Annotated in this window: 21 protein-coding genes; 5 read left to right on the forward strand and 16 right to left on the reverse strand. The window is 69.9% G+C overall.

Annotated elements, in window-relative coordinates; translation table 11 throughout:
• The first annotated feature begins 2 nt into the window (after nt 1-2).
• Complete coding sequence (locus WMF19_RS00465; RefSeq protein WP_437897262.1) at nt 3-704, forward strand: lycopene cyclase domain-containing protein; 702 nt, start codon at nt 3-5, stop codon at nt 702-704.
• A 78-nt stretch (nt 705-782) separates the two neighbouring features.
• Here WMF19_RS00465 and WMF19_RS00470 read toward each other — a convergent pair whose 3' ends face one another.
• From WMF19_RS00470 to leuC, 4 genes are all read right to left on the reverse strand, one after another.
• The gene (locus WMF19_RS00470) at nt 783-3317 is read right to left on the reverse strand and encodes a glycoside hydrolase family 31 protein (RefSeq protein WP_437897263.1); all 2535 of its coding nucleotides are present in this window, start codon (nt 3315-3317) and stop codon (nt 783-785) included.
• Nucleotides 3318-4824: 1507 nt separating this feature from the next.
• Entirely contained in the window at nt 4825-6495 is a 1671-nt protein-coding gene (locus WMF19_RS00475) for a hypothetical protein (RefSeq protein ID WP_437897264.1), read from the reverse strand.
• A gap of 785 nt (nt 6496-7280) precedes the next feature.
• Nucleotides 7281-7898 (reverse strand): 3-isopropylmalate dehydratase small subunit, encoded by a 618-nt coding sequence (gene leuD, locus WMF19_RS00480; RefSeq protein WP_272097143.1) that lies wholly within the window; start codon nt 7896-7898, stop codon nt 7281-7283.
• Between the two features lie 27 nt (nt 7899-7925).
• Nucleotides 7926-9335, reverse strand: a complete 1410-nt coding sequence (leuC, locus tag WMF19_RS00485) for a 3-isopropylmalate dehydratase large subunit (RefSeq protein ID WP_437897265.1) — start codon at nt 9333-9335, stop codon at nt 7926-7928.
• Nucleotides 9336-9567: 232 nt separating this feature from the next.
• On the opposite strand from leuC, the gene WMF19_RS00490 reads away from it, so the two are divergent.
• Nucleotides 9568-10479, forward strand: a complete 912-nt coding sequence (locus WMF19_RS00490; protein ID WP_272097145.1) for a LysR family transcriptional regulator — start codon at nt 9568-9570, stop codon at nt 10477-10479.
• A 129-nt stretch (nt 10480-10608) separates the two neighbouring features.
• Here WMF19_RS00490 and WMF19_RS00495 read toward each other — a convergent pair whose 3' ends face one another.
• The 5 genes from WMF19_RS00495 to WMF19_RS00515 form a co-directional block, all read right to left on the reverse strand.
• Nucleotides 10609-12153: an IMP dehydrogenase gene (locus WMF19_RS00495; RefSeq protein WP_437897266.1), complete on the reverse strand. Its 1545-nt coding sequence runs from the start codon at nt 12151-12153 to the stop codon at nt 10609-10611.
• Between the two features lie 205 nt (nt 12154-12358).
• Entirely contained in the window at nt 12359-13324 is a 966-nt protein-coding gene (locus WMF19_RS00500; RefSeq protein WP_437897267.1) for an AraC family transcriptional regulator, read from the reverse strand.
• 128 nt (nt 13325-13452) lie between these two features.
• Entirely contained in the window at nt 13453-14580 is a 1128-nt protein-coding gene (locus WMF19_RS00505; protein WP_437897268.1) for a DUF4185 domain-containing protein, read from the reverse strand.
• 201 nt (nt 14581-14781) lie between these two features.
• Nucleotides 14782-15120 (reverse strand): four-helix bundle copper-binding protein, encoded by a 339-nt coding sequence (locus WMF19_RS00510; protein ID WP_437326953.1) that lies wholly within the window; start codon nt 15118-15120, stop codon nt 14782-14784.
• 448 nt (nt 15121-15568) lie between these two features.
• A complete protein-coding gene (locus WMF19_RS00515; protein ID WP_272097150.1) occupies nt 15569-16225 on the reverse strand; it encodes a ferritin-like domain-containing protein in 657 nt (218 codons plus the stop codon).
• A 79-nt stretch (nt 16226-16304) separates the two neighbouring features.
• On the opposite strand from WMF19_RS00515, the gene WMF19_RS00520 reads away from it, so the two are divergent.
• The 3 genes from WMF19_RS00520 (at nt 16305) to WMF19_RS00530 (ending at nt 18784) form a co-directional block, all read left to right on the forward strand.
• Nucleotides 16305-17288: a hypothetical protein gene (locus tag WMF19_RS00520; RefSeq protein ID WP_437897269.1), complete on the forward strand. Its 984-nt coding sequence runs from the start codon at nt 16305-16307 to the stop codon at nt 17286-17288.
• A gap of 79 nt (nt 17289-17367) precedes the next feature.
• Nucleotides 17368-18186 carry an MOSC domain-containing protein gene (locus WMF19_RS00525; RefSeq protein ID WP_272097152.1) on the forward strand — a complete coding sequence of 273 codons (819 nt, stop codon included), beginning with the start codon at nt 17368-17370 and terminating at the stop codon, nt 18184-18186.
• A gap of 121 nt (nt 18187-18307) precedes the next feature.
• Entirely contained in the window at nt 18308-18784 is a 477-nt protein-coding gene (locus WMF19_RS00530) for a DUF2059 domain-containing protein (RefSeq protein WP_272097153.1), read from the forward strand.
• A gap of 32 nt (nt 18785-18816) precedes the next feature.
• Here the strand turns inward: WMF19_RS00530 and WMF19_RS00535 are convergent, their stop codons facing one another.
• From WMF19_RS00535 to WMF19_RS00565, 7 genes are all read right to left on the reverse strand, one after another.
• On the reverse strand, nt 18817-19677 hold the full coding sequence (locus WMF19_RS00535) for an alpha/beta fold hydrolase (RefSeq protein ID WP_437897270.1): 861 nt from the start codon (nt 19675-19677) through the stop codon (nt 18817-18819).
• 126 nt (nt 19678-19803) lie between these two features.
• Nucleotides 19804-20616, reverse strand: a complete 813-nt coding sequence (locus tag WMF19_RS00540) for a dienelactone hydrolase family protein (protein ID WP_437897271.1) — start codon at nt 20614-20616, stop codon at nt 19804-19806.
• 364 nt (nt 20617-20980) lie between these two features.
• On the reverse strand, nt 20981-21832 hold the full coding sequence (locus tag WMF19_RS00545; RefSeq protein WP_437897272.1) for a dienelactone hydrolase family protein: 852 nt from the start codon (nt 21830-21832) through the stop codon (nt 20981-20983).
• On the reverse strand, nt 21829-22812 hold the full coding sequence (locus tag WMF19_RS00550) for a TauD/TfdA dioxygenase family protein (protein WP_437326959.1): 984 nt from the start codon (nt 22810-22812) through the stop codon (nt 21829-21831). The genes WMF19_RS00545 and WMF19_RS00550 overlap by 4 nt, the downstream gene beginning before the upstream one ends.
• Before the next feature lie 446 nt (nt 22813-23258).
• Nucleotides 23259-24134, reverse strand: a complete 876-nt coding sequence (locus WMF19_RS00555; protein ID WP_437897273.1) for a transglutaminase family protein — start codon at nt 24132-24134, stop codon at nt 23259-23261.
• A gap of 30 nt (nt 24135-24164) precedes the next feature.
• Nucleotides 24165-24578: a DUF4150 domain-containing protein gene (locus WMF19_RS00560; protein WP_272097160.1), complete on the reverse strand. Its 414-nt coding sequence runs from the start codon at nt 24576-24578 to the stop codon at nt 24165-24167.
• Between the two features lie 12 nt (nt 24579-24590).
• Nucleotides 24591-25322 (reverse strand): DUF3540 domain-containing protein, encoded by a 732-nt coding sequence (locus WMF19_RS00565; RefSeq protein ID WP_437897274.1) that lies wholly within the window; start codon nt 25320-25322, stop codon nt 24591-24593.
• Between the last annotated feature and the right edge of the window lie 17 nt (nt 25323-25339).

The raw sequence follows: 25339 nt of genomic DNA on the forward strand, positions 1-25339 counted from the left end.
CGATGTCGCACGAGTTCCTGCTGCTCTCGTTGCTCTTCCTCCTGCCAGGGGGCGTCATCTGGCTCGCGCGCCCGGATCTGCGCCCCCTGATGAAGCGGATGGCGCTCGCCTCGCTGCCGTTCGCGGCGGCCGAGCGGCTGTTCTACCCGAGGTACTGGGCCCCGAAGTTCCTGTTCGACCTGGCCGATCGGATTGGGTTCGGCATCGAGGACGTGCTGTTCGTCGTCGGGCTCAGCGCGTTTTCCTCGACCGTCTATGCCGTGGTGTTCCGCCGCGCGCCGGTGCCCTGCGCGGCGCGGGGGGCGCGGCCGTGGCGGCGGGCGGCGGCGGCGATCGCGCTCGTGCTCGCGGTGGCCGGCGCGCTGCTCGCGGCGGGGGTGCCCGTGCTCTATGCGTCGGTGGCGGCGATGGTGGGGGTCGCCGCGGCGCTCGGCGCGGTGCGCGCCGATCTGCTCGTGCCGGGCCTGCTCGGAGCGCTCCTGTCGGCGGCGCTCTACCTCGGCCTGTGCCTCGTCTTCGCCGCGCTCGTGCCTTCCGTGTTCGAGCGCACCTGGCGGCCCAGCGTGCTGCTGCCGGGGAGGGCGCTGCTCGGCGTGCCGCTCGACGAGATCCTCTACGGGCTCGGCGCGGGCTTCGCGGCCACGGTGTTCCCGGCGTGGGCGTTCGGGTTCAGGTACGGGCCCGCCGGAAGCGACGGGGATTGAAATTCCCCCGGCGCCTCCGGCGCGCCTTTTCTTCAGAGGAGCGGTGTTGCCACCGCAGGGCCGAGCCGCCCCCGTCGCTCAGTTCGCGGTCACGACGACCTCTGAGCCATTGTAGGTGACCATTTGATCTGGAGCGGCAGTGACGTCGACGCCGGCGCCGTGATTGGAGCCTACCCGCACGATCCTGAACGTCCTGCTGGCCGGCATTCCGGTATAGCTCCCCTTCCGTGCGCCGATGGTCAACTTCTTGGTAGACTCGTTCCATGTGAATGGAATCGTCGAGTATTTGCCGTCCTCGTAGCTGTAGCTGTCGTCCTCGTCCTCGTAGAGCGTGAAGGACCCGTCTTGGCCCGTATAGATCCGGATCTCCAGCGGGTCGATGCTCTGCGTCGCGTACTGGACGCTGGGACCCATGGGGACGATCGAGCCCGCTCTGACGAAGAGCGGCATTTCGCTCAGCGGCGCGGGGACCGAGGCCGTGCGTCCGCCGTCCGTCGTCGAGCCTGTCCAGAAATCGTACCAGGTCCCCGTGGGGAGATAGACGGAGCGGCTGGTAGCGCCCGCGGTGGTCACCGGATTGACAAGGAAGGCAGGGCCGAACAGGAACTGATCCTTGATGTTGAAGACCTTCGCGTCGTTGGGATAGTCGAAGACCAGGTGCCGCATCATGGTGTAGCCCTCGCTGGTCACCTTCCATGCCAATGAGTAGATGTAAGGCATCAACCGATAGCGCAGGTTGTCGATCTTGAGGAGATTGGCCTTGGTGGCGGCGCTCCAGCTGTTGCTGTACAGCTCCCTCGATCCGCCCCCGTGAATCCGGAAGATCGGGGAGAAGGCGCCATACTGAAACCAGCGGGTAAAGAGCTCGTTGTTTGCGCTGGTGGTCCAGTCCACGTTGTGTCCCCAGTATCCGCCTATATCCGTGGTCCAGTAGGGCATCCCCGCGAGCGAGAAGTTGAGCCCCGCGGGGATCTGCTTGGCGTAGGTCGCAAAATCGCTGTTGATGTCTCCCGACCAGCACGTCGTGGCGTATCGCTGCTGGCCGGCGAAGGCGCTGCGGGTGAGGACGTAGACTCGCTTTTGCTTCGGGCCGATGCTACGCCAATGCTCGTACACCCCCGCGGCGTGCTCCAGGGGATAGGCATTCAGGTACAGCGCCCCCTTGCCGAGCGCGGTATCGGCCGCCCGCACGTTGACGGGGTCCGGATAGGCCTGGGGTTCGGTGTTGTCTGCCCAGATGCCGTCCCAGCCGTACGGCCCCAGCAAGCGATCGTGGATCTGCTGGTACACCAGCGCTCTGGCGGCGGGGTTGAACGTGTCGTAGAAACGGTGTGTGCCGCTGCTCGGGTACAGAGCTCCAATTTCATTGAGCGCGTTGTAGTTGCCCAGCTCTCCCGCCTTCCGCTCGGTGTTCACGCGTTGATACACCGGCCAGATGGATATCATCGTGTGAACGTTGGCCTTGTGCATCTCGGCGATGAGGGCCGCTGGATCCGGGTAGCGGCGTTCATCCATGAAGTGGGAGCCCCACGCGTACGGGGTCCAGTAGTCCCAGTCTTGAACGATGCAGTCGACGGGAATGTTGTTGTTGCGGTAGCCGTCCTTGATCTTCAGCAGCTCGGCCTGGCTGCCGTACTTGTCCTTCGACTGGAAGAGCCCGTAGGCCCACTTCGGGAACAGCGGGGCTGCGCCGGTCGCGGTGCGGTACTGGGCTACGATCTGGTCGATGCTCGGACCATAGAAGAAGTAGTAGTCCACCATCTCGCCGGCTTCGGACGAATAGCTGTACTTGCTGTTGTTGGACCTGGTCCCGTCGAAGTTCGAGGTGGAATAGTTGTCCCAGAAGATCCCGTAGCCCTTGTTGGACACCAGCACCGGAATGTTGATCTCCGTGTTGGCGTTGACGATGCGCCGGGTCGTCCCCTTGCGGTTCATCACGTTGTCCTGGTGCTGGCCAAGACCGAACAAGGCTTCGTCGGCGGGCGAGTTGAAGACGGTCTCGACGCGGTTCGTGCGGACCCCCTCGACGGTCGCGGGCGTCAAGGTCTTGCTGTCTTCCGACAGGAGAACGCTGTCGTTCAGGTCGGTGTAGGTGACCAGGCCGTCGGTCGTGTCGACGTTGATCTTGAGCCGTGAAGTGGTGATGGTCACGGTCCCCGAATTCTCCGCGACGCAAAAGCTCGGTTTGTCCCACTCCTTGTTGACGGATAGGGAATTCTTGTCAGGGCGTGAGGTGGCCGTTGTGTACTGGACTCTGATTATGCTTTCATTGCAGACTTCCAGTCTCAGCAGGCCGGTCTCCAGGTTGAAGGTGACGCCGGTGGCGTCGGCGGCATAGAGCCCGGTCTCTGGAGGTGCAGGCGGGCAAGCCAGCTGGTCGTCGTCGCCTCCCTGGCCTCCGGAACCGCCGCCGCCGCCGACCCCGGCCGCACCGGCTGTACCGGTCGTACCGGTCGTACCGCCTCCCCCCGCCCCGCTGGTCGTGCCAGCGGCGCTGGTCGACGCGCCGCTGGAACCCGGACCGGGGGTGGTGGACCCGCCCGAGCACGCGCCGCCGAGCGGCAAGAGGCCGATCAGAACCGCGTAGAGATGACGGTTAATCAAGTTTCGCATGACTCCTCGCAAGCAACAGAGTGCATGATGGTTCTCCCGACTTCGATGATGTATGCCAGCTGTAAGAGCGCGGACCGTCCCCATGCGGCCGAGGCACGGAGCTGTTTCCGCCTGCGCTTCGCACCGCTGAATCAGCATGAGAGCATCTGGTAATAGCCCGCTGATCCCGCTCGCTTGGGAGAGGCGGAGCGCGACGGAATAGGATGTGGGAAAGCTGCTGGTGCCGGACGAACGCTGGGAGCGACTTGAACCGCTACTTCCGAAGACGGAGCCGAATCCGCAGGGCGGCCGGCCGCGTGCGCCTGGTTGGATCGCCTTGACGAGGATCTCGTTCGTGCTCGAGGCGGGGTCCTTCGGGAGTACCTGCCGCGAGAGCTCGGCTACAGCGGAGCGCCTCGCTGGCGCAGGCTGCCCGACTGTCCATTCCCAAGGTTGCCATCCGGCCGCACCGCCAGCATCGCCGGATTCGTGACGAAATCATCTCCGGTGGACAGCACTCAGGCTTTCACGACAGGCGTCGAATGAGCGACGCTCGTCGTGTTCTCTGGCGGATCGCCCTTGGCAAAACGCCAATCACCATCGATCGGCAATCGCTTTCTCGAAGGCCGAGCGAACAGAATCGGTGCAAAAATCGATCAAAAGTGAATGGATGACGAAGATCTCGGTGCCACGGGGACCGAGGAGGCCGAAGCGAAAGGATGCCCCTCGACCGCAATGTGAACGCTCACATGATTGATGTCAATTCCAATCAACCGGCCCGCGGGCATCCTCGAGGCCGAGGGAGGACGAGGCTGGCGGGGCCGCTCCGGAGCGCCGCGTCAAGAGGGGGAGGGCTGGACCGCGGCCATCGCTTTACCGCCGGACCAGCTCGACGCGTCGGAGGCAGCTCGATCAACCGTCGAAAGGGCGCGCGCAGACGGCGTGAGGGGGATGTGGCGGTGCCAGCGGGTGAAACGGCGAACCTCATCGTGGCCAAGGCAGACCTCGCTCATCGCCCTCTCGACGCGCTCTTCAATCGACCAGCGGCTTTCAACGGTACGGAGCACGTCGATCAGCGGGGTGATTTCCGTGGTCCAGACGGCGTAGTGGGCGACGTCGGTCGGGCCACCGAGGCTGCCGCGGAACAGGATACCGCGCCTCCGACGACGCGGCTCCGCTTCGACGAGCGGGCGAAGGCCCGGTCCGAGCTCCGTGGTCCCTTGGCACTGTCGCCTGCGCCGAGGTGGTGGCAGCGACCCGAAGGCGCCTGCTGCCGCAGCTCGCTCACATCGATCTGCGGCCGGTCCTGCCAGATCCGATGCTGGCTCGAGGGGGCCGCGCGGCCGCGCAGCGCCGGGGCGGTGCCGTCCTGAAACGCCGAGGCGCCGGGAGCGCCAGGGGATCGCTTTCCCCTGGCGCTCCCGGCGCCTTCGTCATTCGATCGGAGCTGCGGCGCTCCAGGGCGCGGGCGGCGGCGGTTCGCTCGCGAAACCTCCCGCCGTCGGGGGGATCGCCCGCGCCCGTCGCGTCACGGCAGCATCAGGACGCACTCGGTCCGGCAGATCGGGGCGGAGCCGCCGGCGCTGATCTCCTCGCAGATGGTCCGGATGGTCGCGCCGGGGGGGCACGTGGCTCCCTCCACGCACTCGATCCAGCAATCACCGGGGGGGTACGCGTCGGCGCCGCCCATGCCGGTGCCGGTGCTGCTGCTGCTGCTCTCGCCGGAGCAGACCTTCTGCTCGATCATGCCAGGCGGGCAGTAGGGCTCGACGGGCACGCACTCGGTCCAGCAATCGCCGGGGTAGGGCATGCCGCCCACGCCGGTGCCAGTGCTGCCCGAGCTGCCGACAGAGACAGAGCTGCCGCCGCAGACCGTCTGCGGGATGCTGTCCGGCGGGCAGTAAGGCTCGGTGGGCACGCAGTCGGTCCAGCAGCCGCCGCCGGGGTAGGGCATGCCGCCCACGCCGGTGCCGCTGCTGCTCGTTTCGGGCGTGCCGCCCTCGCAGATGGTCTGCTGGGTCGTGCCAGGCGGGCAGTAGGGCTCGACGGGCACGCACTCGGTCCAGCAGTACTCCTGGCCGGGGTACGGGCTGGCGCCGCCGGCGCCGCCGTAGCCGGTGCCGGTGCTGCCGACCGAGACCGCGCTGCCGCCGCAGACCGTCTGCGGGATGCTGTTCGGCGGGCAGTAGGGCTCCGTGGGCACGCACTCGGTCCAGCAGCCGCCGCCGGGGGGGAGCGGCGCGGCAAAGCCTGGATCGGCGCCAGCGGTGTTCCCGCCGGCGCCGCCGGTGCCCGCCCAGCCGCCCGAGCCGCCGACGCCGACGCTGCTGCTGGTGACGGTGGTGCCGCCGTCGCAGTAGGTCTGCGGGGTGGTGCCAGGCGGGCAGTAGGGCGCGGTGGGCACGCACTCGGTCCAGCAGCCGCCGCCGGGGGGGCGCGGCGCGGCGAAGTCTGAATCGGAGCCGCCGATGCCCCCGCCAGCGGTGCCGCCGCCGGTGCCCGCCCAGCCGCCCGAGCCGCCGGCGCCGCCGGTGCCCGCCCAGCCGCCCGAGCCGCCGACGCCGACACTGCTGCTGGTGACGGTGGTGCCTTCGTCGCAGAAGGTCTGCGGGGTGGTGCCCGGCGGGCAGTAGGGCTCGACGGGCACGCACTCGGTCCAGCACGGCTCGGAAGGCATCGGAATGCCGCCAGGGCCCGAGCCGCCGACGCCGACAGCGCTGCTGGCGCTGCCCCAGCCGCCGGAGCCGCCGGAGCCGCCGACGCCGACCGTCACGGAGCCGCCGCACACGGTCTGCTCGATCGTGCCCGGCGGGCAGTACGGCTGCGGCGGGATGCACTCGGTCCAGCACTCGCCCGGATCGACGGGCATGGCGGTGCCGCCGGCGAAGCCACCCTGGCCCGAAGAGGTGGTGCCGCCGCTGCAGATGGTCTGCTCGCTCCAGTCAGCAGGACAGACGCTGTCGGGCACACACTGCTCCTCGCACATCTCGCCGATCTCGCACGGTGAACAGACCGTCTCCCAGTGAAAGCCAGGTCCGCAGTTGGGCTCTGGTGGCGGTGACGGCTCGTCCACGCCCCCACAGCCCTGCCCCTTGGCGCCGGTGAGCACAACGAGCGCGGAGAGCGCAATGAGCCCCTGGAGAGAGGAGCGAGCGGCTGACGAACGCGGGATAAGAGAGGAGAAGATCGCGAAACGCATGGGGTACTCCATCCTGCGTGCCTGTGCGAGACACGCGATCAAGGAACGATGGCTCTGCGCCGCGGCATGCGGAGCGCTGCTGCGCGCGGCGTCTCAGCGCCGACTCGAAGAGCTCGCGTCGAGATGAAGCACTGGACATGCCAGGCGCGTCCGCCTGCTCGGTCGGGTTGCCGGCCGCCCGGAGCGACGTGTATCGGCCGGCTTTTCGCGGTCGCGCGGCGCCCGCTGCGCGCAACCGCACGGCGCGACAGGGCCACAGTGTGACGGGGAGCGCTGCCTACGTGTCACGTTGAGCCAACCGGCGCCGCATGGGGTGCCGGCAGGCAAGCGGATGGAGCGATGGCGGAATTTTCCTCTTGAGTGACCTGGGATGCCCCGACCCAGGTTGGGGTTCGGCCGGGTGGTAACCCGGTGGTAACCCGACCCAGGTTGAGGTTTGGATGACCCGACCCTGGAGGACCTGGATGCCCCGACCCAGGTTGAGGTTCGGCCGGGTGGTGACCCGACCCCCTGACCCGACCTAGGTTGAGGTTTGGATGACCCGACCCTGGAGGACCTGGATGCCCCGACCCAGGTTGAGGTTCGGCCGGGTGGTGACCCGACCCCCTGACCCGACCTAGGTTGAGGTTTGGATGACCCGACCCTGGAGGACCTGGATGCCCCGACCCAGGTTGAGGTTCGGCCGGGTGGTGACCCGACTCAGGTTGAGGTGCTTGCAGGTTGAGGTGCTTGAGGTGCTTGCTCGCGCGCCCCAGGTTGGGGCAGCGCCCCGCTCGAGCGCGGAGCTACTGCGCGGAGGCGGGCCGCACGTAGGGCAGCCGCGCCGCCACCTGCTGGACCTCCGAGGCCCCCTCGAGCAGCTGGGCGATCGGATCCCACGTGCCCCGGATCAGCGACTCGCGCGCGCCCGGCTTGATGGTGAAGGGCACCGTGAGATCACTCCCGGCCCGGATGACCTGCCCCTGCAGGTCGACCGTGACGGGCGTCTTCGGGTCGGCGTTCACGCGCGCCACGAGCGCGGCGCGGTCCTCCCGGCTCACCGAGACGCAGGGGATGCCGAGCGTCGTCGAGTTGCCGAAGAAGATCTCGGCGAAGCTCTCGGCGATGACCGCCTTGAAACCCGCCTTCGCGATCGACTGCGGCGCGTGCTCGCGCGACGAGCCGCAGCCGAAGTTGCGGTCGGCGATCAGCACCGTCGCGCCCGCGAAGCGCGGGTCGTTCAGCGGGTGCTCCCGCTTCTCGCCCCGCTCGTCGAAGCGCACGTCCCGGAAGAGGTGCTCGCCGATGCCGTCGAAGGTGACGCACTTCAGGAAGCGCGCCGGGATGATGCGGTCCGTGTCGATGTCGTCCCCCGGAACGTGAACGGCGCGACCGGTGACGGATTGAATCAAATCGAGTGCCATTGGGATCTCCCTCGGGTGCGAGCGTCGTCAGATTCCGAACACGTCACGAGCGTCGGCGATCTCGCCGCGGACGGCGGCAGCCGCGACCATCACCGGGCTCATGAGCACGGTGCGCCCGGTGGGGCTCCCCTGCCTGCCCTTGAAGTTGCGGTTGGACGAGGACGCGCACAGCTCATCCCCGATGAGCTTGTCGGGGTTCATCGCCAGGCACATCGAGCAGCCCGGCTCGCGCCACTCGAAGCCCGCGTCGCGGAAGACCCGGTCCAGCCCCTCGGCCTCGGCGGCGCGCGCCACCTCCATCGACCCGGGGACGGCCAGCGCGCGCACGTGCGGCGCGACCCTGTGCCCCTGGATGCGCCGCGCGACCTCCCGGAAATCCGAGAGGCGGCCGTTCGTGCAGCTGCCGATGAACGCCACGTTGATCTTCGTCCCCTCGATCGGCTTGCCGCCCTCGAGCCGCATGTACTCGAGCGCCTCGCGGATCAGCGCCCGCTCGGACTCGTTCGCCACGTCCTCGGCCGCCGGGACCTTCTCCTTCACCGAGATCGCCTGCCCCGGCGTGATGCCCCAGGTGACCGTCGGCGCGATCTCGCTCGCGTCGATCCGGACGACGTCGTCGTAACGCGCGTCCTCGTCCGAGGCGATCGTGCGCCAGTACTCGAGCGCCTTCTCCCACGCCTCACCCTTCGGCGCGTACGGACGCCCCTTCATGTACTCGAACGTCGCCTGGTCCGGGTTGACATAGCCGACCCGGGCGCCGCCCTCGATCGACATGTTGCACAGGGTCATCCGCTCCTCCATCGAGAATCCCTCGATGGTCGACCCGCCGTACTCGTACGCGTAGCCCGTACCGCCGGACACGCCGAGCCGACGGATGATCTCGAGGATGATGTCCTTCGCGTAGACGCCCGGCCCGAGCTTGCCCTCCACCTGGATCCGTCGGACCTTGAGCCGCTGGAGGCTCAGCGTCTGCGTGGCGAGCACGTCGCGCACCTGCGTCGTCCCGATCCCGAACGCGATCGCGCCGAACGCGCCGTGCGTCGACGTGTGCGAGTCGCCGCACGCGATCGTCATGCCCGGCTGCGTGAGGCCGAGCTCGGGGCCGATGATGTGCACGATGCCCTGCTTCCCCGACTCGAGATCGAAGAACGTGACGCCCTGCTCGGTGCACGCCTTCTTGAGCGCGTCGACCATCCCCTCGGCCAGCGTGTCCTTGAACGGCCGCTTGCGGTTGTCGGTCGGGACGATGTGATCGAGGGTCGCGAACGTCCGCTCGGGCATGCTCACCCGCAGGCCGAGATCGCGGAGCATCCCGAACGCCTGGGGGCTCGTCACCTCGTGGATCAGGTGAAGGCCGATGAAGAGCTGGTCCTCGCCGCTCGGCAACGTGCGGACTTTGTGGAGGTCCCAAACCTTGTCATAGAGACTCTTACCCATGATGGCCTCTCGCGGTGCGCTGGAATCGGGTGAAGGGGGGTGAAGGGGGACGGCGTGCGAAGCGAAGCGGACCGGCCCGAGCGCCGCAGCCGCGGCGCACCGGCAGCCTCCTCGGAGGCATCCGGCGCGCCGCCGGTCTGGCGGTCCAACGTCGGGCGGGCGGCATGACTATGCGGGCGCGAGAGGATTAAGTCGAATGAAACTTTTTTCACGATCGATTAAGTAAAGCTACATGGACGCGTCGCTGCTCCCCGCGCTCGAGGATGTGCTCATGGTGGCCCGATCGGGCTCGGTCGCCGAGGCGGCGCGGCGGCTGCACAAGACGCCGTCGGCGATAAGCCAGCAGGTGCGGCGGGTGGAGGAGCGCTTCGGGGTGGCGCTGTTCGAGCGCGACGGGCGCGGCGTGCGGCTGAGCCCGGCGGGCGAGGCGGCGCTCGGCGCGATCACACGGCTGTTCGACCAGGCGGAGGGGGTGTTCGAGCTGCTCTCGGAGCTGGCGGGGGAGCCGTCGACGACCCTGCGCGTGGCGGCGAGCGACTACCTCGGCAAGGGGCTGCTCGTGCCGGTGATCCGCCAGATGCTCGAGAAGCGCGCGCCGGTGCGGTTCGCGATCACGACGGCGAACTCGGTCGACGCCGCGCGGGGGGTGGAGCGCGGCGAGGTGGATCTGGGCCTCGCGTCGGCGTCCTCGGCGGGCGGCGACCTCGTGAAGCAGCCGCTGTTCGTGCAGCCGTTCCTCTGGGTGGGGCCGCGGCTCAAGGGCTCGGCGCCGGCGCTGCGCGAGCGGCTCCGGCACGAGCCGCTGCTCCGGCTGGCGCCCGGCAGCGTGGGGCGGCGGATGCTCGACGCGTACCTGGATCGCGAGCGGATCCGGCCCATCTCGACGATCGACGTGTCGAGCGTGTCGCTCCTCGTCTCGTACGTCTCCGGCGGGCTCGGCATCGGCCTCGCGCCGGCGCTCGCGCTGACCGAGGTGGCGCGCTCGCGGCTCGACGTCGAGGTCGCGGAGGTCGACCCGCTGCCCGTCGAGCTGATGACGCGCGAGAATTTCCGGCGCAATCCGATCATCGAGCGCTTCGTCGAGCGGCTCGCCGCCGAGGGGCGCCGCGCGGAGCAGCGGACGCGCGCGCTCCTCGGCGGCTGACACCGCGCGAGGCGCGCCGCCGCCCGTCAGGTGGACGGGGCGCGACACGATGACTCGCTCCGACCAGAGCGTGCGCCCCGGGGCGCAACAGGGGTGGTCGGCGCGACCGGCGCGGCCGGCCGGCGCGGCTCAGGGCTCGCGCGTGTTGCCGCGCGTGTCCTTCAGCATCACGTCGTGGACTCCGCCCTCGTGGATGCTCACCGCGGACGCGACGGTCAGGCGGGCGCGCATGTACAGGTCGCGCAGCGAGGTGGCGCCGCAGTTGCACATCGTCGAGCGCACCTTGGCCAGGGTGACGTCGAGGTTGTCCTTCAGCTTGCCGGCGTACGGCACGTAGCTGTCGACGCCCTCCTCGAACTCCAGCTGATCCTTCTTCTTGCTGGTATCGCCGTGGTCGTAGCGCTGCCAGTTGCGCGCGCGGTTGCTCCCTTCACCCCAGTACTCCTTCATGAACTGGTTGTTCACGCGGACCTTGCGCCCGGGCGACTCGTCGAAGCGCGCGAAGTAGCGGCCCATCATGACGAAGTCGGCGCCCATCGCGAGGGCGATCGTGATGTGGTAGTCCTGGCTGATGCCGCCGTCGGAGCAGATCGGCACGTAGATTCCGGTCCGCTGGAAGTACTCGTCGCGCGCCTTGGCCACCTCGATCACGGCCGACGCCTGGCCGCGGCCGATCCCCTTCTGCTCGCGCGTGATACAGATGGATCCGCCGCCGATGCCGACCTTGACGAAGTCGGCGCCGGCCTCGACCAGGTAGAGGAAGCCCTCGCGATCGACGACGTTGCCGGCGCCGACATAGGCCGGCTTGCCGAGCGACTTCACGAAGGCGATGGTGTCGCCCTGCCACTCGGAGTAGCCGTCCGACGAGTCGATACAGAGCACGTCGGCGCCCGCCTCCACCAGCGCCGGCACGCGATCTCTGTAGTCGCGCGAGTTGATGCCGGCGCCGACGATCAGGCGCTTCTCGTGATCCACGTTCTCGAGCGGGTGCGCCTGGTGCGACTCGTAGTCCTTGCGGAACACCAGGTACTGGAGGTGCTGTCGCTCGTCGATGACGGGTAGGGTGTTGAGCTTGTGACGCCAGATGAGCTCGTTCGCCTCCTGGAGATCGAGGCCGACCTTGCCGCAGTGGATCGACTTGAACGGCGTCATGATCTCGCGCACCGGCGTGCTGAGCGGCGTCTTGCCGAGCCGGTAATCGCGGCTCGTGATGATGCCGACGAACCTGCCCGTGGGCGTGCCGTCCTCGGTGATCGCAATCGTGGAGTGGCCCGTGCGATCGGTGAGCGCGAGGACGTCGCCGAGCGTCGCGTCGGGGCGCAGGTTCGAGTCGCTCACGACGAACCCGGCCTTGTAGTTCTTCACGCGCCGCACCATGGCGGCTTCCTCCTCGATGCCCTGCGAGCCGTACACGAACGACAGGCCGCCGCAGCGCGCGAGCGCGATCGCGAGGTCGGCGCCCGAGACCGACTGCATCATCGCGCTGGTGACCGGCACGCTGATCGTGAGCGGCGCGAGCCTCGGATCCGGCGGCGTCGCGCCCGGATCGGCCTTGAACCGGACGACAGGGGCCGTGAGATCGACGTTCGCCGGCACGCAGTCCTTCGTCGTCAGATTCGGGACGAGCAGGTACTCGCCAAACGTCCTGCTCGGCTCATCGTAGATGAATGCCATGTCGGCTCCTAGTGCAAGGATCCCCGGCTGTCAAACACGAGCGGCGCCGTTCTCCCGGGAAAGTCGTGTAATATCGACGATTTACGGTGGTAGCGGCGGGCCTGGAAGGGCGGCGCGAGGCGACAGGGGCCCGGCCGCCCGCCAGCGTTGCGGTGAGGCGGTGCAGGAGCCCGGGCGGGATGACCGGGCTCCCTCGGGGGCGGCGCTAGAGCGGGCGCACCGGCAAGCAGAGCTCGCAGCGGAACCTGTTGGTCTTGGGATCGTGGAACTCGCCTTGGTAGAGCTCGAAGCAGGGCCGGTGATCGGGCTGATAGCCGCTCTCGGGGAGCCACCTCCCGAAGAGCTGGTCCCAGGCGGCGCCGATCGTGTGCGCCTCGCCGAGGAACGCGCCCGCGGCGTACTTGCCGCCGGCGACGTCGGTCACGTTGACGTCGCCGTCCGCCTTGAAGCCCTGCGGGATCACGATGGCGGCGTCGAGGCGGCACTTGGCAGGCTCGGTGACCTTGGGGTTGTCGTGCGCGATGCCGAGGCAGATGCGGTCCGGGGTCCACAGATCGCGCGCGCTGGCCCAGCGCGCGATCCGTCGCCAGGCCTCGTCGACGACCCCTCCGGGGCCGTAGGGGCCGATGCATCGGACATAGGCCACGTGGTAGCTCGGCAGGGTCTTCACGGTCACGTTCATGATCTCCTCCTCGTCTTGACGGGCGTCCGCGCCCGACGAGGAGGCATCTTGGTCAGGCGCGCAGAGCGCTGCTTTGCGCGGATTGCGCTCGACTTCACCCGGCTTGCGATCCGCTTGCCGCGCCTTGCTCGCGTCCGTGGCGCCGCCGTTGCGCCAGGCGGACGCGCTCATGCCGAAGCGCTCCTTGAAGGCGCGCGCGAAGGCGCTCGCCGAGCTGAAGCCGTTCTCGAGGGCGATCTCGAGGATGTCGGCGCGCGGCCGCTGCACGAGGTGGCTCGCCGCGGTCTCGAGGCGCGTCCGCTGGATGAACTCGCGAAGGTTCTCGCCCGTCATGGACTTGAACACGCGGTGGAAGTGAAACGGCGAGAACGCCGCCACGGCCGCCAGCGTATCGAGGGAGATGTCCTCCGCGCGATGGGCCTGGATGTAGTCGATCACGCGGTTGACCCGCCGCTGGTACTCGGCGCGGCTCCTGTCGGACGTTGCCACGGGCGGAGGGTACCTGATGGATGGTCGCAAAAAAAAGGGCCTCGGCCGCGACCGCGCCCAGGTTGGGAGGGGCGCCCGGCACCCGACTCAACGTGGGTCGGGTCGCCTCAACGTGTGTCGGGTCGCCTCTACTCGAGCTCCAGCTCGACGAGCCGGATCTCCCCCTCCAGGAACCCCGTCTCCCGGAAGTACGTCACGTACTCCACCCGCTCTCCTTCCCGCGCGAGCTCGGCGTGCACGAGGGCGGCATAGGGCCACGCATCCGGCGTAGGCGGGACCTCGGCGGTGAGAACCACCGCGCTGTCCGACCAAGGCCCCTCCGGCGCCGGAGCCGTCCGGATCGAGATCTCCGACGATACCGGCTCGCTGTACAGCGCGATGTACCTGCCGACATGCTCGTTCCAATGCACCGACATCATCGGTGCGCCCGCCATGACCGGCTCTGCCTCATCATGGCCCTTCACCCAGCGCTCGTCCGAGAAGAACCGCCACGCGTCGCGCTCCGTTGCCTCCGCGAGCGGGGCGCGCGCGACGATGCACGGGCACGTGAGACCCGAGCACGCGCAGGCATAGGCGTAGAGCATCCCCTCGCGGACGAGCGCCGCCGACGTGAGCAAGGGCTCATCCGCGCCGAAGAGGAGCGTCGGATCCGCAGCGCCCGGGCGCACCTCCGGGCGTGCGGGGGGCGCGTCGAGGCTCTCCCAGACAGCGATGGACGAACCCAGCATGTCGACTTCGAACGCCCCGGCCCCGAGTCGCCCCGTCACCTTGCTGTAGAAGACGAGCGCACGGCCGGTCGCCTCGTCGACGACGATGGGGCCCGGCCACAGCGCATAGCGCGCTCCGCAGTCCTCCTCGCACGTCTCCTCCGCACGAGGGTCGGAGTGCTCGAGGTTGAACGCGAGCTCCTCCTCGGTGAACGGCAGGAACTCCCGCGGCGCGCCGTCCGCGTCGAGCGGCTCGGTGAGCGACGAGAGCCCATCCGACGCATCCAGATCGTCGGTCGCGCAGAAGGTGCTCGACCTCCAGATCGCCCCGTCTTCCCCCGGCATCTCCAAGGTCGTGTCGCCGAACACCCACACCGATCGGTCGCCCCACCGCGCGCTGTAGCCGCCGTCCCGCCCTCGGATCGCCGGGGCAAACTCCAGCGCGCCCAGGTCGCGCACCGCGCGCACCGCGGCCTCGGGCGCCTCCTCGCCACACCCGGCGCACAGGAGAGCGAACCCGGCGGCTCCGATGGTCCTTCGATAACGCATGCGCGCGAGGGTACCATGGGGAGCCTGAACGCCGCCGCCGTCGGCGTCGCTCCGCTGCCGGACTACACGCGACGGGGGCGCCGGCGGGCCCCGCGCGCACAAGGGCTCTGGCGCAGAGGATGGCGGCGATCCGCAAGAGGCGAGGAGAGCTACTCCGCTGATCGGTTCGCGGTCTGGAGGACGGCGATGCCTCCGCCGCTGTCAAATCTGCCTGCAGGCGGCAGCGCAGCGGCGGCACTCGTCAGCGCACGTCTTCATCTGCATATCCCCAGTGAGCTTATCGCAGCTCGCCGCGCACTGCTCGCAGAGGCTGGCGCACACGCTCATCATCTGGGGGATCTGGGGCGAGCTGCGCAGGAGGAGCTTCGAGGTCGCCTCGCAGATATCAGCGCAGTCCTGGAGCATCCGCATGTGCGTGGCGCTCACGTGAGAGCCTCCCATCTCGAGGCAATACTGAGCCGCGTGCGTGCAGATCGAGCCACAATCCTGGGTGAATCGGGCCACCTCCCGGAACGATCTGTCCCCCGGAAACTTGATCATGAGAACCCCCCTTGATCCAACCGGCCGCCCCTCGCCGCGAGGGAGCCTCGCGACAAGGCGGCAACTTCGGTATCTGGAGGGTGCATGGATTCGATGGCTTTCGCATGTCGGGCCATCCCGCAAATGGGCCTCGGAACAGCGACCGACGCCGAGACCGCCGTGCCCTCGAGCGCGCCTCGCGAACAGCCGGGACGCCGCGAGACATGCGCGAACGCCCCGCCCGAACCGCTGGTCCCGCCCTGGTCGCTCCCTCAGCGCAACGCGGCGACACAACTTGGCTCTACTGCGGGAAGTTGCCCCGGCTCGGCAGAAAAACCGCCAAGCCGCCAAAGACGCCAAGGGGAGAGGGGGAAGGGGGCCGTCCGGGCATCCCCCCTATTCCCCGGTTCTCCTGGCGCCCTTGGCGGCTTGGCGGTTCGCTTCCCCGGCCGACTTGCCGCAGTAGAGCTTAGCACCCAGGCGCGCGGCAGATACCCATCTTCAGGCGCGCGATCTCCTGGAGCTCCTCGGCGATCTCGAGCGTGCGCATCGCGGCGGCGCGCGCGAGCGCCTGGGACTCCTCGGTGACCGCGAGGCGCGCGAGGAGCCGCCGGCCCATCTCGTGGTGATGGCCCTCGTCCGGCTGGATGACGTCGCGGTAGAGGCGCGCTGTCTCGGCGTCGCCTTGCGACTCGCAGTAGTCGATGAACGCCTGGTTGTGCACCTTCGCGAGCGCCTCGCGCGTGAACTGGCCCGCTGCGACGCGCTCGACCGTGGAGCCGAGCCCCTTCAAGTACCCGAACATCGGCGTGGGAGGCCCGAACTTCGCCGGGATCGCCGCGGGGTCGACGCCGAGCGCGCGGAGGCGCTCGGCGATGAGCCGGTAATGCCTCGCCTCGTCGCCGCACTGGCGGGCGAGGGCGAGCTTCACCTCCACGTCGGTCTCGGTGGTGAGCCAGAGCGCAGCCTCCTCGGTCGCCTCGAGCTCCTTCTTGAGCGCGGTCGCGAGCAGCGCCGGGATGCCGACGCCGCTCGCCGGCTCCGCCGCGCGGGCCACGGCGCCGATGTGGGCGAGGCGCTCACCGACCTTGCGGTCGAGCTCGTCGAGGAATTCCTCTGGTTTCATGCGGGGCATGATGGGCGCGCCCCGTGCGGCGGGTCAATAGGCCGCGCTTCCGGCGGCCAGGTGGGTGTACCCTCCTCGAATGGCCTGGTGCTTCCTGCCGTGGTGGATCGATCTCGAGTCGGTCTCGATCTCGTTCGAGCTCCCCGCTCGCACCGTCCTGAAGCGCACCGGCGTGGCCGCGCTCGCCACGTCGAGCGCGACGGCGCTCCGCCTGACGCTCGCGCCGGCGCTCCTGCGGATCACCTTCGAGCCGTACCTCGTCATCGACCTGCCGCCGCCGCTCGGTGACATGGGGCTCCAGCAGATCGAGTACGACTTCCGTTCAGGCGCGATGACGCCCAACGTCTTTTACACGGGAGGGCTCGTCCGGGTCGGAAAGGGATCGGCGGAGGACGAGGCGCGCGCCTTCATGCGCGGACTCGTCACGTCGACGCCCATGGCCATGCCCCCGTACGACCCCACGAGCGATCCCGATCTCGTCGTGACGGTGCGTCAGGCGCTCTCGAACCTCGAGGCCGGCAGCAGTACGGCCGTGCGGGGTGCCCGCTTGTCCGCGCGGCTGACGCTGCGCCAGGAGCTCGCTGGCGGGGTGGGCTCGGACGGGTTCCGCATCCCGGCCGGCGCGACCGTCGCGGCCAGCGTCGATATCGAGGGCACCCGGCAGGAGATCGAGACGGCGCCGCGCGTGCAGCGCATCGAGGTCGACTGTTCGTCGGCGGTGCTCCAGAAGGGGGGAGTCGACCAGGCCGACGTCCGTCGCTTTATCGTGAAGCGCGGCGGCGAGATCGCCGTCGAGCGGGTCGAGCCGCTCGGCGCGGCGCGCCAGGCCGCGGGCGCCGAGTCGCTCGTGCGCCTGTTCAGCGCCCTGGTCGCGGGCGGCGGCGTCGCGCTCGACCCGCAGCGCCTCGGGCCGAGCGTCGTGGAAGGGCTCGTCAAGGAAGAGATCGCGCGCGCCCTGCGCCCCGCGCTCGTCGGCTGGGTTCGGCAGAACGCCGACGTCGTCGTGGGGATGGACCTGCGGCAGGTGCTCGGGATACCGGCGGAGGGAGGCGACGTGGCATGAGGGGCGGCGCGGGCGTTCGCGACGCGCGCTCCGTGCTTCTCCGGGCGCCGAGCGCCCGAGGGGTGTTATAAGCTACGGAATGCGACTCTCCGCGATCCACATCTATCCCGTCAAAGGCTGCCGGGGCCTCACGCTCGACGCGTCCGCCGTCGACGCGCTCGGCCTTGCCGGCGATCGGCGGTTCATGATCGTCGACCCCGAGGGAAAGCCCCTCACGCAGCGCCCGCTGCCGCGCATGGCGCTCATCGAGACGCAGCTCTCCGAGAGCGCGCTCACGCTCGGCTTCGCCGGCCGGCCGCCGATCTCGGTGCCGCGCAGGGCCGAGGGCGCGCGCCTGCTCACGGTCGAGGTCTGGAGCAGCAGCGGCCTCCTGGCCGAGGATTGCGGTGACGAAGCCGCCGCGTGGCTCAGCGGCGTCCTGGATCACCCGGCGCGGCTCGTCCGCATCGGCGAGGCGTTCCGGCGGCCCGTCCTCAAGGCCTCGGTGGCAGGCACGGAAGACGTCGTGTCGTTCGCCGACGAGTTCCCGCTGCTCGTGATCTCCGAGGCCTCCCTCGCCGATCTGAACGCTCACCTCGAGGGCCGGGGCGCCGCGCCGTTGCCGATGGATCGCTTCCGGCCCAACCTCGTCGTGAGCGGCTGCGCTGCCTTCGACGAGGACCTGTGGAGCCGCGTCCGTATCGGAGACCTCGTGCTCCGCGCCGGCGGCCCGTGCGGCCGCTGCGTCGTCACCACGACCGACCAGCGCACCGCAGAGCGCGGCCCGGAGCCGCTCCGCACGCTGGCCAGCTACCGGCGCGATGCGCAGAGGCCCGGCGAGGTGAACTTCGGACAGAACTACATCCAGGAGACGAAATCCGGCACATTGCGCGTGGGGGACGAGGTGACGGTCGTGTGACCGAGCACCCGATCTGCTCCGGCGTGGCGGCTCCTCGGGTGTCGCGGCGGCTCCTGGGAGGGAATGCGGCGGGCCACCCTGCGCGGCGCGGATCGCGGCGCGGTCGTGATACAAAGGGCCGATGAGAAAGCACGCGCTTCGTTCATGGATCGTCTCGCTCGCCGTCGTGACCTTGCTCTCGTTCGTGTCGCTCGGCAGCGCCTACGCCGGAGAGGCGGAGAAGAAGCTCGCCCTGGAGCTCACGCACCTCGTCATGCCGAAGGACGTCTACAACGCGCTCCTCGATCAGCTGATGACCAACATGAGTGCCTCGATGCAGCAAGCGGGCGCGAAGGTCTCGACCAAGGAGGCCAGCAAGCTGAAGGCGGTGGTCGCCGAGGTGCTGCCGTACGACGAGCTCGTCCAGTGGAACGTCGATATCTACGCGGGGAAGTTCACCGCCGATGAGCTGAAGGAGCTCATCAAGTTCTACGGCACGCCGGTCGGAAAGAAGGCCGCGAAGCTCCTCCCGGAGATCAGCGGCGAGGTGGGGAAGAAGGTCGGGACGGTCATCGTCCAGCGGATGCCCGCGGCGATGAAGAAGGCCGGGATCCAGTAGAGGGCGCGACGCTCGGCGGTGCGCTCTGCGCGCTACCGCCTCTCGGCCAGGAAGCCAGCGATGGCGTCGAGCAGCGCCCGCGGCTCGTCAGCGCGCACCCAGTGGCTGCTGCGCTCGAAGATGCGTAGATCGGCGCCCGGGATGAGCCGCGCGATCTCCTCCGAGAGATCGGGTGGGCAGATCCAGTCGTGTCGGCCGGCGATGACGAGCGTGGGCACCGCGATCTCGGGGAGGCGCGGCGTGAAATCGAATCTCCGCATGAACCTCTCCAGGCCGACGTTCCACGCGTCGACGTTGTAGATGGTGCGCGCGCGGGCCTGGTTCGCCTTCTGTGGATCGAAGGTGGTCGAGTAGAGCGGCCCCAGGATCTGGAGGAGCTCGGCGAACTGCGCGTCGCCCTCGATCTCGCCGGCCCAGAGGCGTTCGCACGCCGCTCTCTGCTGCTCGGTGCCGCGCTCCGCGACGATTTGCTTGGCCCGGTCGATGAGGCGATGGCTGGCTGCCGTGGCCACCAGGATGAGATGAGAGATGTTGCGCTGGTATTCGAGCGCATAGGCCATGGCCACCATGCCGCCATAGGAGGTGCCCATCACGACGATACGATCGAGGCCGAGGTGCAGGCGCAGCGCCTCCATGTCCTCGACGTTGTTCTCGAGGGTATACGTCTCCTTCGGCCCGCGCGCGGAGCGGCCCTGTCCGCGATGATCGAAGTAGACGAGCTGCGCCTGATCGGCGAGCGGCGTCATCCCGCCCTTGTGCGAGGCGTGATCTGCGCCAGGTCCGCCGTGTACGACGAACATCACCGGCTTCTCGCGCATCCGCGGGCCGTCGGGGACGAGGCCCATGCCCTCGACGTCGAAGTAGAGCTCGGTGTCTCGGATCCTGGCGCGCACGGCGTCAGGGTATCCGATCGGCGGGGCGCGGTGGCGCGGGCGGGAGGTGCGTGGGGAGTAGCAGTGGAGGCGCAGCTTGTTGCCGGGGCAGCAGGGGCCGCCGGGCGCTGTCGCGGCTGGTCGCTGTCAGGCGACGCCGTGTCGGGCCAGCCAGTCGAGCTGGCGCTGCCAGGCGTCGGCGGCGGCTTCCGGCCGGTAGCTCGGCCGGTAGTCGGCGTAGAAGGCGTGCGGGACGTCCGGGTAGACCTGGATCTCGGAGTGCGCGGCGCCGGGCGCGCTGCCGGTCTCGGAGGCGGCACGGAGCGCCTCCTGCAGCGCGGTGACCGTCGGGAGGGGGATGCCCTGGTCCTGTCCGGCATAGAGGCCCAGCACGGGCACCTGCAGCGCGCTCGCCACGTCGATCGGGTGCTTGGGCTGGGCCTCGGTCCGATCGCCGGTCAGGCGTCCGTACCAGGCCACCGCCGCCTTGAGCGCCGGGTTGTGCGCGGCGTACAGCCACGTGATGCGCCCGCCCCAGCAGAAGCCGACCGCGGCCGCCTTGCGGACGTCGGCCTTTCCGGAGGCTTGGGCGAAGGCCACGCTGGCGTCGAGGTCCGAGAGGACCTGCCGGTCGGGCACGCGGCCCGCCAGAGCGCGGAACTCATCGACGGTGTGGAGGTGGCTCGGATCGCCTTGCCGAACGAACAGATCCGGGGCGAGGGCGTAGTAGCCGCGGTGTGCGAGGCGGCGGACCACGTCGCGGATGTGCTCGTGGACGCCGAAGATTTCCTGGATCACCAGCACCAGAGGGAAGGGGCCACCGGAGGCGGGGTGGGCGCGGTAGCCGGGGAGGTCACCCGCGGGCGCGGGAAGGGTGATCGCGCCTGCGATGAGTCCGGCGTCGTCGGTGTGGATGGGCTTCGGAGCGTTGCTCTCGGCGATGGGCGTGGAGGCGGTCATGGCGGGCGCCCAGCAGCCTCCGTGCCATGAGGCGGGACCGACCCGACCCAGGTTGAGGAGCCGACCTGAGGACCCGACCCAGGTTGAGGAGCCGACCCGGGTTGAGGAGCCGACCCAGGTTGAGGAGCCGACCCGGGTTGATGAGGAGCCGACCCAGGTTGAGGAGCCGACCCGGGTTGAGGAGCCGACCCGGGTTGAGGAGCCGACCCAGGTTGAGGAGCCGACCCGGGTTGAGGAGCCGACCCGGGTTGAGGAGCCGACCCGGGTTGAGGAGCCGACCCGGGTTGAGGAGCCGACCCGGGTTGAGGAGCCGACCCGGGTTGAGGAGCCGACCCAGGTTGAGGTGCCGGCGGTGGAGCCGCAGCTACCCCGCCGCGCGCGCACCCTCGCCGGCGACTGCCTGCGGCCGCCACTGCGCGACGTTGCCGGTGCGCTCGGCGAAGAATTCCCGCGTGCGCCGCCACGAGAGCTGCGCCGCGTCGGCGTGGTACGCCGGCCGCGTCTCGTTGAAGAACCCGTGGCGCGTCCCAGGGTACACGAACGAGATCAGCTCTCGCCCCGCAGCCCTGAACGCCTCCCCCACCGCTGGCGCCTTCGGGGTGATCGCCGGATCGTCCTCCGCATAATGCACCTGCAGCGGAAATCGCACGTTCTTCACCTGCTCCAGAGCCGGCGCCTGCCCATAGAACACCGCGCCCGCCGCGAGCTCCACCCCTGCGACCGCGAGCTGCCCCACGAGCCCGCCGCCCAGCGAGAACCCGACGGCGGCGACGCCCCCCGGCCGCACGTCCGACCGGCCGACGAGGTGCGCCGCCGCCGCCCTCGCGTCGGGCAGGTACGTCGACGTGTCGCGGCTACCGAACCAGGCGAACACCTTCTTCAGCCGCTCCTGTTCGTCCGCCGGCAACCGCGCGACCACCTCGTCGCGGTCGGCGGCGCGCAGCAGGCTCACCCCCCGAGCCACCTCCGCCTCGGTGAAGGTCCGGTGCGTCGTGTCGTGCGAATACAGGTTCGGCGCGAACGCGAGGTACCCTTCCTGCGCGAAGCGCCTCGCCAGCTCGATCGTATGGACCGTGAGCCCCAGCCCCTCGTGGAGGATCAGCACCGCCGGCGCCGGCGAGCGCCCGCCCGACGCCGGGCGGACCTGCACCGCATCCACCGGCCCGTGGGGCCCCTCGAACGACGTCCTCTCGACGCCTGCGCTCGCGGCGCTCATGCCTGCACCTCGGCCTCGGGCGCCTTGTCCTTGCGGGCGGGCTTCAGCTTGCTCGGGGGCCGCTTGCCGAACGGCTCTCCGGCCACGATCTCGGAGCGGACCCCGTCGATCCCCACCGGGATATCTCCGGTCAGCGTCACCCGGTAGAGGACGCGCTCGACGTCGAGGTGCCCGAGATCCTGCGGCCCCAGGTGCGCCGTGGCCCGGTTGTCCCAGAACGCAATGCTGCCGGGCTCCCACCGGAACCGCACCGTGTAGGTCGGGCGGCTGATCTGCTCGAAGAGCAGATCGAGGATCGCGCTGCTCTCGCGCGGCGACAGCCCGACGATGTGGCTGGTGAAGCCGGGGCTGACGAACAGCGCCCGCTCCCCGGTCTCGGGGTGGACGCGCACCACGGGGTGGATCGAGATCAGCGGGTTCTCGCGCACCTTGCGCAGGTACGGGCTGTCCTGGTCCTGCGGCGCGAACCGAAGCCCGAAGCGGTGCTCCGCGCGCAGGCCGTCGACGAGCGCGCGCAGCGGCGCGGACAGCCCCTCGTAGGCTGCCACGAGGTTCGTCCAGGTCGTGTCGCCGCCGTAGGGCGGCAGGATGTGCGCCCGCAGGATCGACGCCGCCGGCGGATTCACGGCCGCGGTGACGTCGGTATGCCAGCGGTTCTCGTAGCTGAAGCGCCTGCCGTAGCGGCGATCGTAGCGGCGGCTGTCGATGGCGAGGATCTCCGGGTGCTCATCGAACGGCTCGTCCTCGTGCGGATGGGCATAGGTCACCTCGCCGAAGCGCGCCGCGAAGGCGATCTGCTCGGCGTGGCCGAGCGGCTGATTCCGGAAGAAGACGACCTTCCACTTCAGCAGCGCCGCGCGGATGGCCGCCACGGAGTCGTCGGGCAGCGGCTTCGAGATGTCGGCGCCGTGGATCTCGGCGCCGATATGCCCTGCGAGCGGCTTTACCTGGATGGCTTGATCGGATGCTCTCTGGCTCATGGGTCTCCTCCGCGTGGTCCCCCCCGCCACGTCCTTGCTGACGGTCGGTATGCGGGCGCCGTGCCAGGGAGCGAGCGGCGGCGTGCGCGTGGGGACACACGGGGCGGGGCGCGCGTGCGGAAGTCCCCAGAACGTCTCCAGCAGGGGGCACAGTGACATCGCCGCCCACCCGAGCGCGTCGAACACCGTCGTCCTCTCCGCGATATCGCCGAAGTGCAAGCAGACCTCGGTGTCGCTCCCCTTCGCGGCCGGCGTGCCGGGCATCGTGCCGATGACCATGATGACGCCAGGACCGATTGCAGCGTGGCGTGGATGATCCGGTCCTTGCTCTCGGGAGATGGGTTGTCGCCCGACACATCGCCGGAGCGCATCACGCCCTCACTCTTCGCCCCGAGCGCGCTCTCGTAGAGCTTGATGGTCCTCTCGGCGGTTCCGCCGAACATCAGTCATTCGTTTCCCTGCGGCGCCACCACGATCTCCGTCCGCAGCCGGACGCCGCGCGCGCCCTCGGCGGTGCCCCTGAGCGGCGCGACGTCATCGTAGTCGCGTCCGTAGCCCAGCACGATGTGCCCGGGCGCGCCCAGGCGCCCGAGCGTCGGATCGAGGTCGTGCCAGCCGCCCGACGGCAACCACACCGACGCCCACGCGTGCGAGGCGCGCGCCGGCGCCGAGGCCGAGCCGGTCACGTAGCCGCTCGCATAACGCGCCGCGAGGCCCATCGATCGCAAGCACGCCACGGCGAGGTGCGCGAAGTCCTGGCAGACGCCGCGCCGGAGCTCGCAGAAGACGGCGATGCCGGTGTCCGCGGTGGTGACGCCCGGGGTGAAGGTGAAATCCCGTCGGATCTGGTCGACCAGCCCCTCCAGCGCTCCGCCGAGCGGGAGGCCTTCCCGGAAGCTCCCCCGCGCGTAGTCCGCCATCGCGCCGCTCCGCGGCGCCCGCGCCGTGCCCTCCACGAGCGCGCGCAGCGCCGGGTCCTCCGCCGCGGCGGCCGCCGTGCGCGCCGCCACGGCCCGCCAGTCGTCCGCGAGATCGCCGGCGCCGCCCGCGGCCTCCTCGCAGAGGCGCACCACGCTCAGGGCCGTGACGTCGATCGCGCCGAAGCTCCCGCTGATCTCTATCCGCGCGCGGCGGTTGCCGAAGGCGTCCTCCTCGACCCGCCTCGATCGCGGCGGCGGCCGCACCACCAGCTGGTGAAACTCGACCGCTTGATGCGGCAGCGCGCGCGGGGTGAGGTGCGCCTCCAGCCGGCACGCGACCGCTCCGTCGGCCCCGAGCTCGTACCGGCTGCGATGAACCACGCGGTAACGACGTGCCGCCACGTGGACCCCCTCCGCCAGCCGCGCGGCCCCTCAGCCGCTCACCATCACCTTCGCCTGCGACGGCGCGACCTGCACGCCCATGGGCATGTTCGGGCTCTTGCCGTTCTGCGCCACCGCGCATGCGTGGAACACGACCGGATTGCCCTCGGCCTTCACCTTCGCCGAGAAGCTGCGGAACATCGCCTCGCCTTTGATCTTGCCGCTCACGACGCCGCCGGCAGCTCCCGCCTCGTCGCCGGTCGACATCGGGATCTCGCTCTGCTTCGTGAGCACCGGCTTGCCCTCCACCAGCACCTTCAGGGCGCAGGTGCTCGGGAGCGCCTGGTTGCACATCGCCACGTTCGGGTACGGCAACGGCACCGGCGGACCAGGCGGCGCAGGGGTCTTGCACGTGTCCGGCATGGCCTGGCAGATCCCGGCCTGCGTCGTTGTTACAGGGAACATCGCCGCGCCCTCCTACCCCAGGTTGATCCGCTGGCCATCGATGCTCACGTCCTCGCGCGCATCCACCGATACCTCGCGCCCGCGCAGCTCGATCACGTCCTCGACCAGCGCGCGCACCCGCCCGGCGCGGAGCTGGTGCAGCTCGCGCACCTCCTGGAAGAGATCCCCCGCCCGCGCGATCACCCGCCCGGCGATCGACTCGATCTTGCCCACGGTGGTGTGCGCCCGCTCCAGCACGGCGGTGAGCGCCCGCCCCTCATAGCGCGCCTCGGCAATGCGCACGTCGCCCCGCTCGGCGACGGCGGCGAGCGCCTCCCCGGCCACGGTGACGCGCCCGGGCGCGACCTGCACCGTCGCGCCGCGCTCGCCGGCGCGCGCGCTCAGGGTCGCGCCGCTCCGGCTCGCGATCGCGACCTCGCCGGCCGCCCAGCAGCGGATGGCGCCGCCCGCCACGAGATCGATGTCGCCCCCGGGCGCCGCGAGCGAGAGGCCGCCCGCCGCGACGAGGCTGCCCCGACCGGTCTCCGCGTCGTACTCGAAGAGCAGCCGGCCGGCCCGGTCGTGGACCGCGACGACCTCGTGGCCGTCGCGCTCGACGATCGACGCCGAGGCGCCCCCGCTCGCCACGATGCGCAGCGGGGGCGCCGCTGACTGCACGCGCGGCGCGCCGTCGCGGAGCCCCTCGGGGCGCGCGTCGGAGGGCGGGGGCTCGACGGGGAGAGCAGGGAGGGCGGCGGTGGGCATGGCGGTGGTCCTCGGGT

The sequence above is a fragment of the Sorangium sp. So ce124 genome (assembly GCF_051525235.1).
GTDB lineage: Bacteria > Myxococcota_A > Polyangia > Polyangiales > Polyangiaceae > Sorangium > Sorangium atrum.

What these genes read in the sequence shown, in the direction of transcription:
- WMF19_RS00465 (WP_437897262.1), top strand. Translation starts at nt 3, where the DNA reads ATGTCGCACGAGTTCCTGCTGCTCTCGTTGCTCTTCCTCCTGCCAGGG.
- WMF19_RS00470 (WP_437897263.1), bottom strand. Translation starts at nt 3,317, where the DNA reads ATGCGAAACTTGATTAACCGTCATCTCTACGCGGTTCTGATCGGCCTC.
- WMF19_RS00475 (WP_437897264.1), bottom strand. Translation starts at nt 6,495, where the DNA reads ATGCGTTTCGCGATCTTCTCCTCTCTTATCCCGCGTTCGTCAGCCGCT.
- leuD (WP_272097143.1), bottom strand. Translation starts at nt 7,898, where the DNA reads ATGGCACTCGATTTGATTCAATCCGTCACCGGTCGCGCCGTTCACGTT.
- leuC (WP_437897265.1), bottom strand. Translation starts at nt 9,335, where the DNA reads ATGGGTAAGAGTCTCTATGACAAGGTTTGGGACCTCCACAAAGTCCGC.
- WMF19_RS00490 (WP_272097145.1), top strand. Translation starts at nt 9,568, where the DNA reads ATGGACGCGTCGCTGCTCCCCGCGCTCGAGGATGTGCTCATGGTGGCC.
- WMF19_RS00495 (WP_437897266.1), bottom strand. Translation starts at nt 12,153, where the DNA reads ATGGCATTCATCTACGATGAGCCGAGCAGGACGTTTGGCGAGTACCTG.
- WMF19_RS00505 (WP_437897268.1), bottom strand. Translation starts at nt 14,580, where the DNA reads ATGCGTTATCGAAGGACCATCGGAGCCGCCGGGTTCGCTCTCCTGTGC.
- WMF19_RS00510 (WP_437326953.1), bottom strand. Translation starts at nt 15,120, where the DNA reads ATGATCAAGTTTCCGGGGGACAGATCGTTCCGGGAGGTGGCCCGATTC.
- WMF19_RS00515 (WP_272097150.1), bottom strand. Translation starts at nt 16,225, where the DNA reads ATGAAACCAGAGGAATTCCTCGACGAGCTCGACCGCAAGGTCGGTGAG.
- WMF19_RS00520 (WP_437897269.1), top strand. Translation starts at nt 16,305, where the DNA reads ATGGCCTGGTGCTTCCTGCCGTGGTGGATCGATCTCGAGTCGGTCTCG.
- WMF19_RS00525 (WP_272097152.1), top strand. Translation starts at nt 17,368, where the DNA reads ATGCGACTCTCCGCGATCCACATCTATCCCGTCAAAGGCTGCCGGGGC.
- WMF19_RS00530 (WP_272097153.1), top strand. Translation starts at nt 18,308, where the DNA reads ATGAGAAAGCACGCGCTTCGTTCATGGATCGTCTCGCTCGCCGTCGTG.
- WMF19_RS00540 (WP_437897271.1), bottom strand. Translation starts at nt 20,616, where the DNA reads ATGACCGCCTCCACGCCCATCGCCGAGAGCAACGCTCCGAAGCCCATC.
- WMF19_RS00545 (WP_437897272.1), bottom strand. Translation starts at nt 21,832, where the DNA reads ATGAGCGCCGCGAGCGCAGGCGTCGAGAGGACGTCGTTCGAGGGGCCC.
- WMF19_RS00550 (WP_437326959.1), bottom strand. Translation starts at nt 22,812, where the DNA reads ATGAGCCAGAGAGCATCCGATCAAGCCATCCAGGTAAAGCCGCTCGCA.
- WMF19_RS00560 (WP_272097160.1), bottom strand. Translation starts at nt 24,578, where the DNA reads ATGTTCCCTGTAACAACGACGCAGGCCGGGATCTGCCAGGCCATGCCG.
- WMF19_RS00565 (WP_437897274.1), bottom strand. Translation starts at nt 25,322, where the DNA reads ATGCCCACCGCCGCCCTCCCTGCTCTCCCCGTCGAGCCCCCGCCCTCC.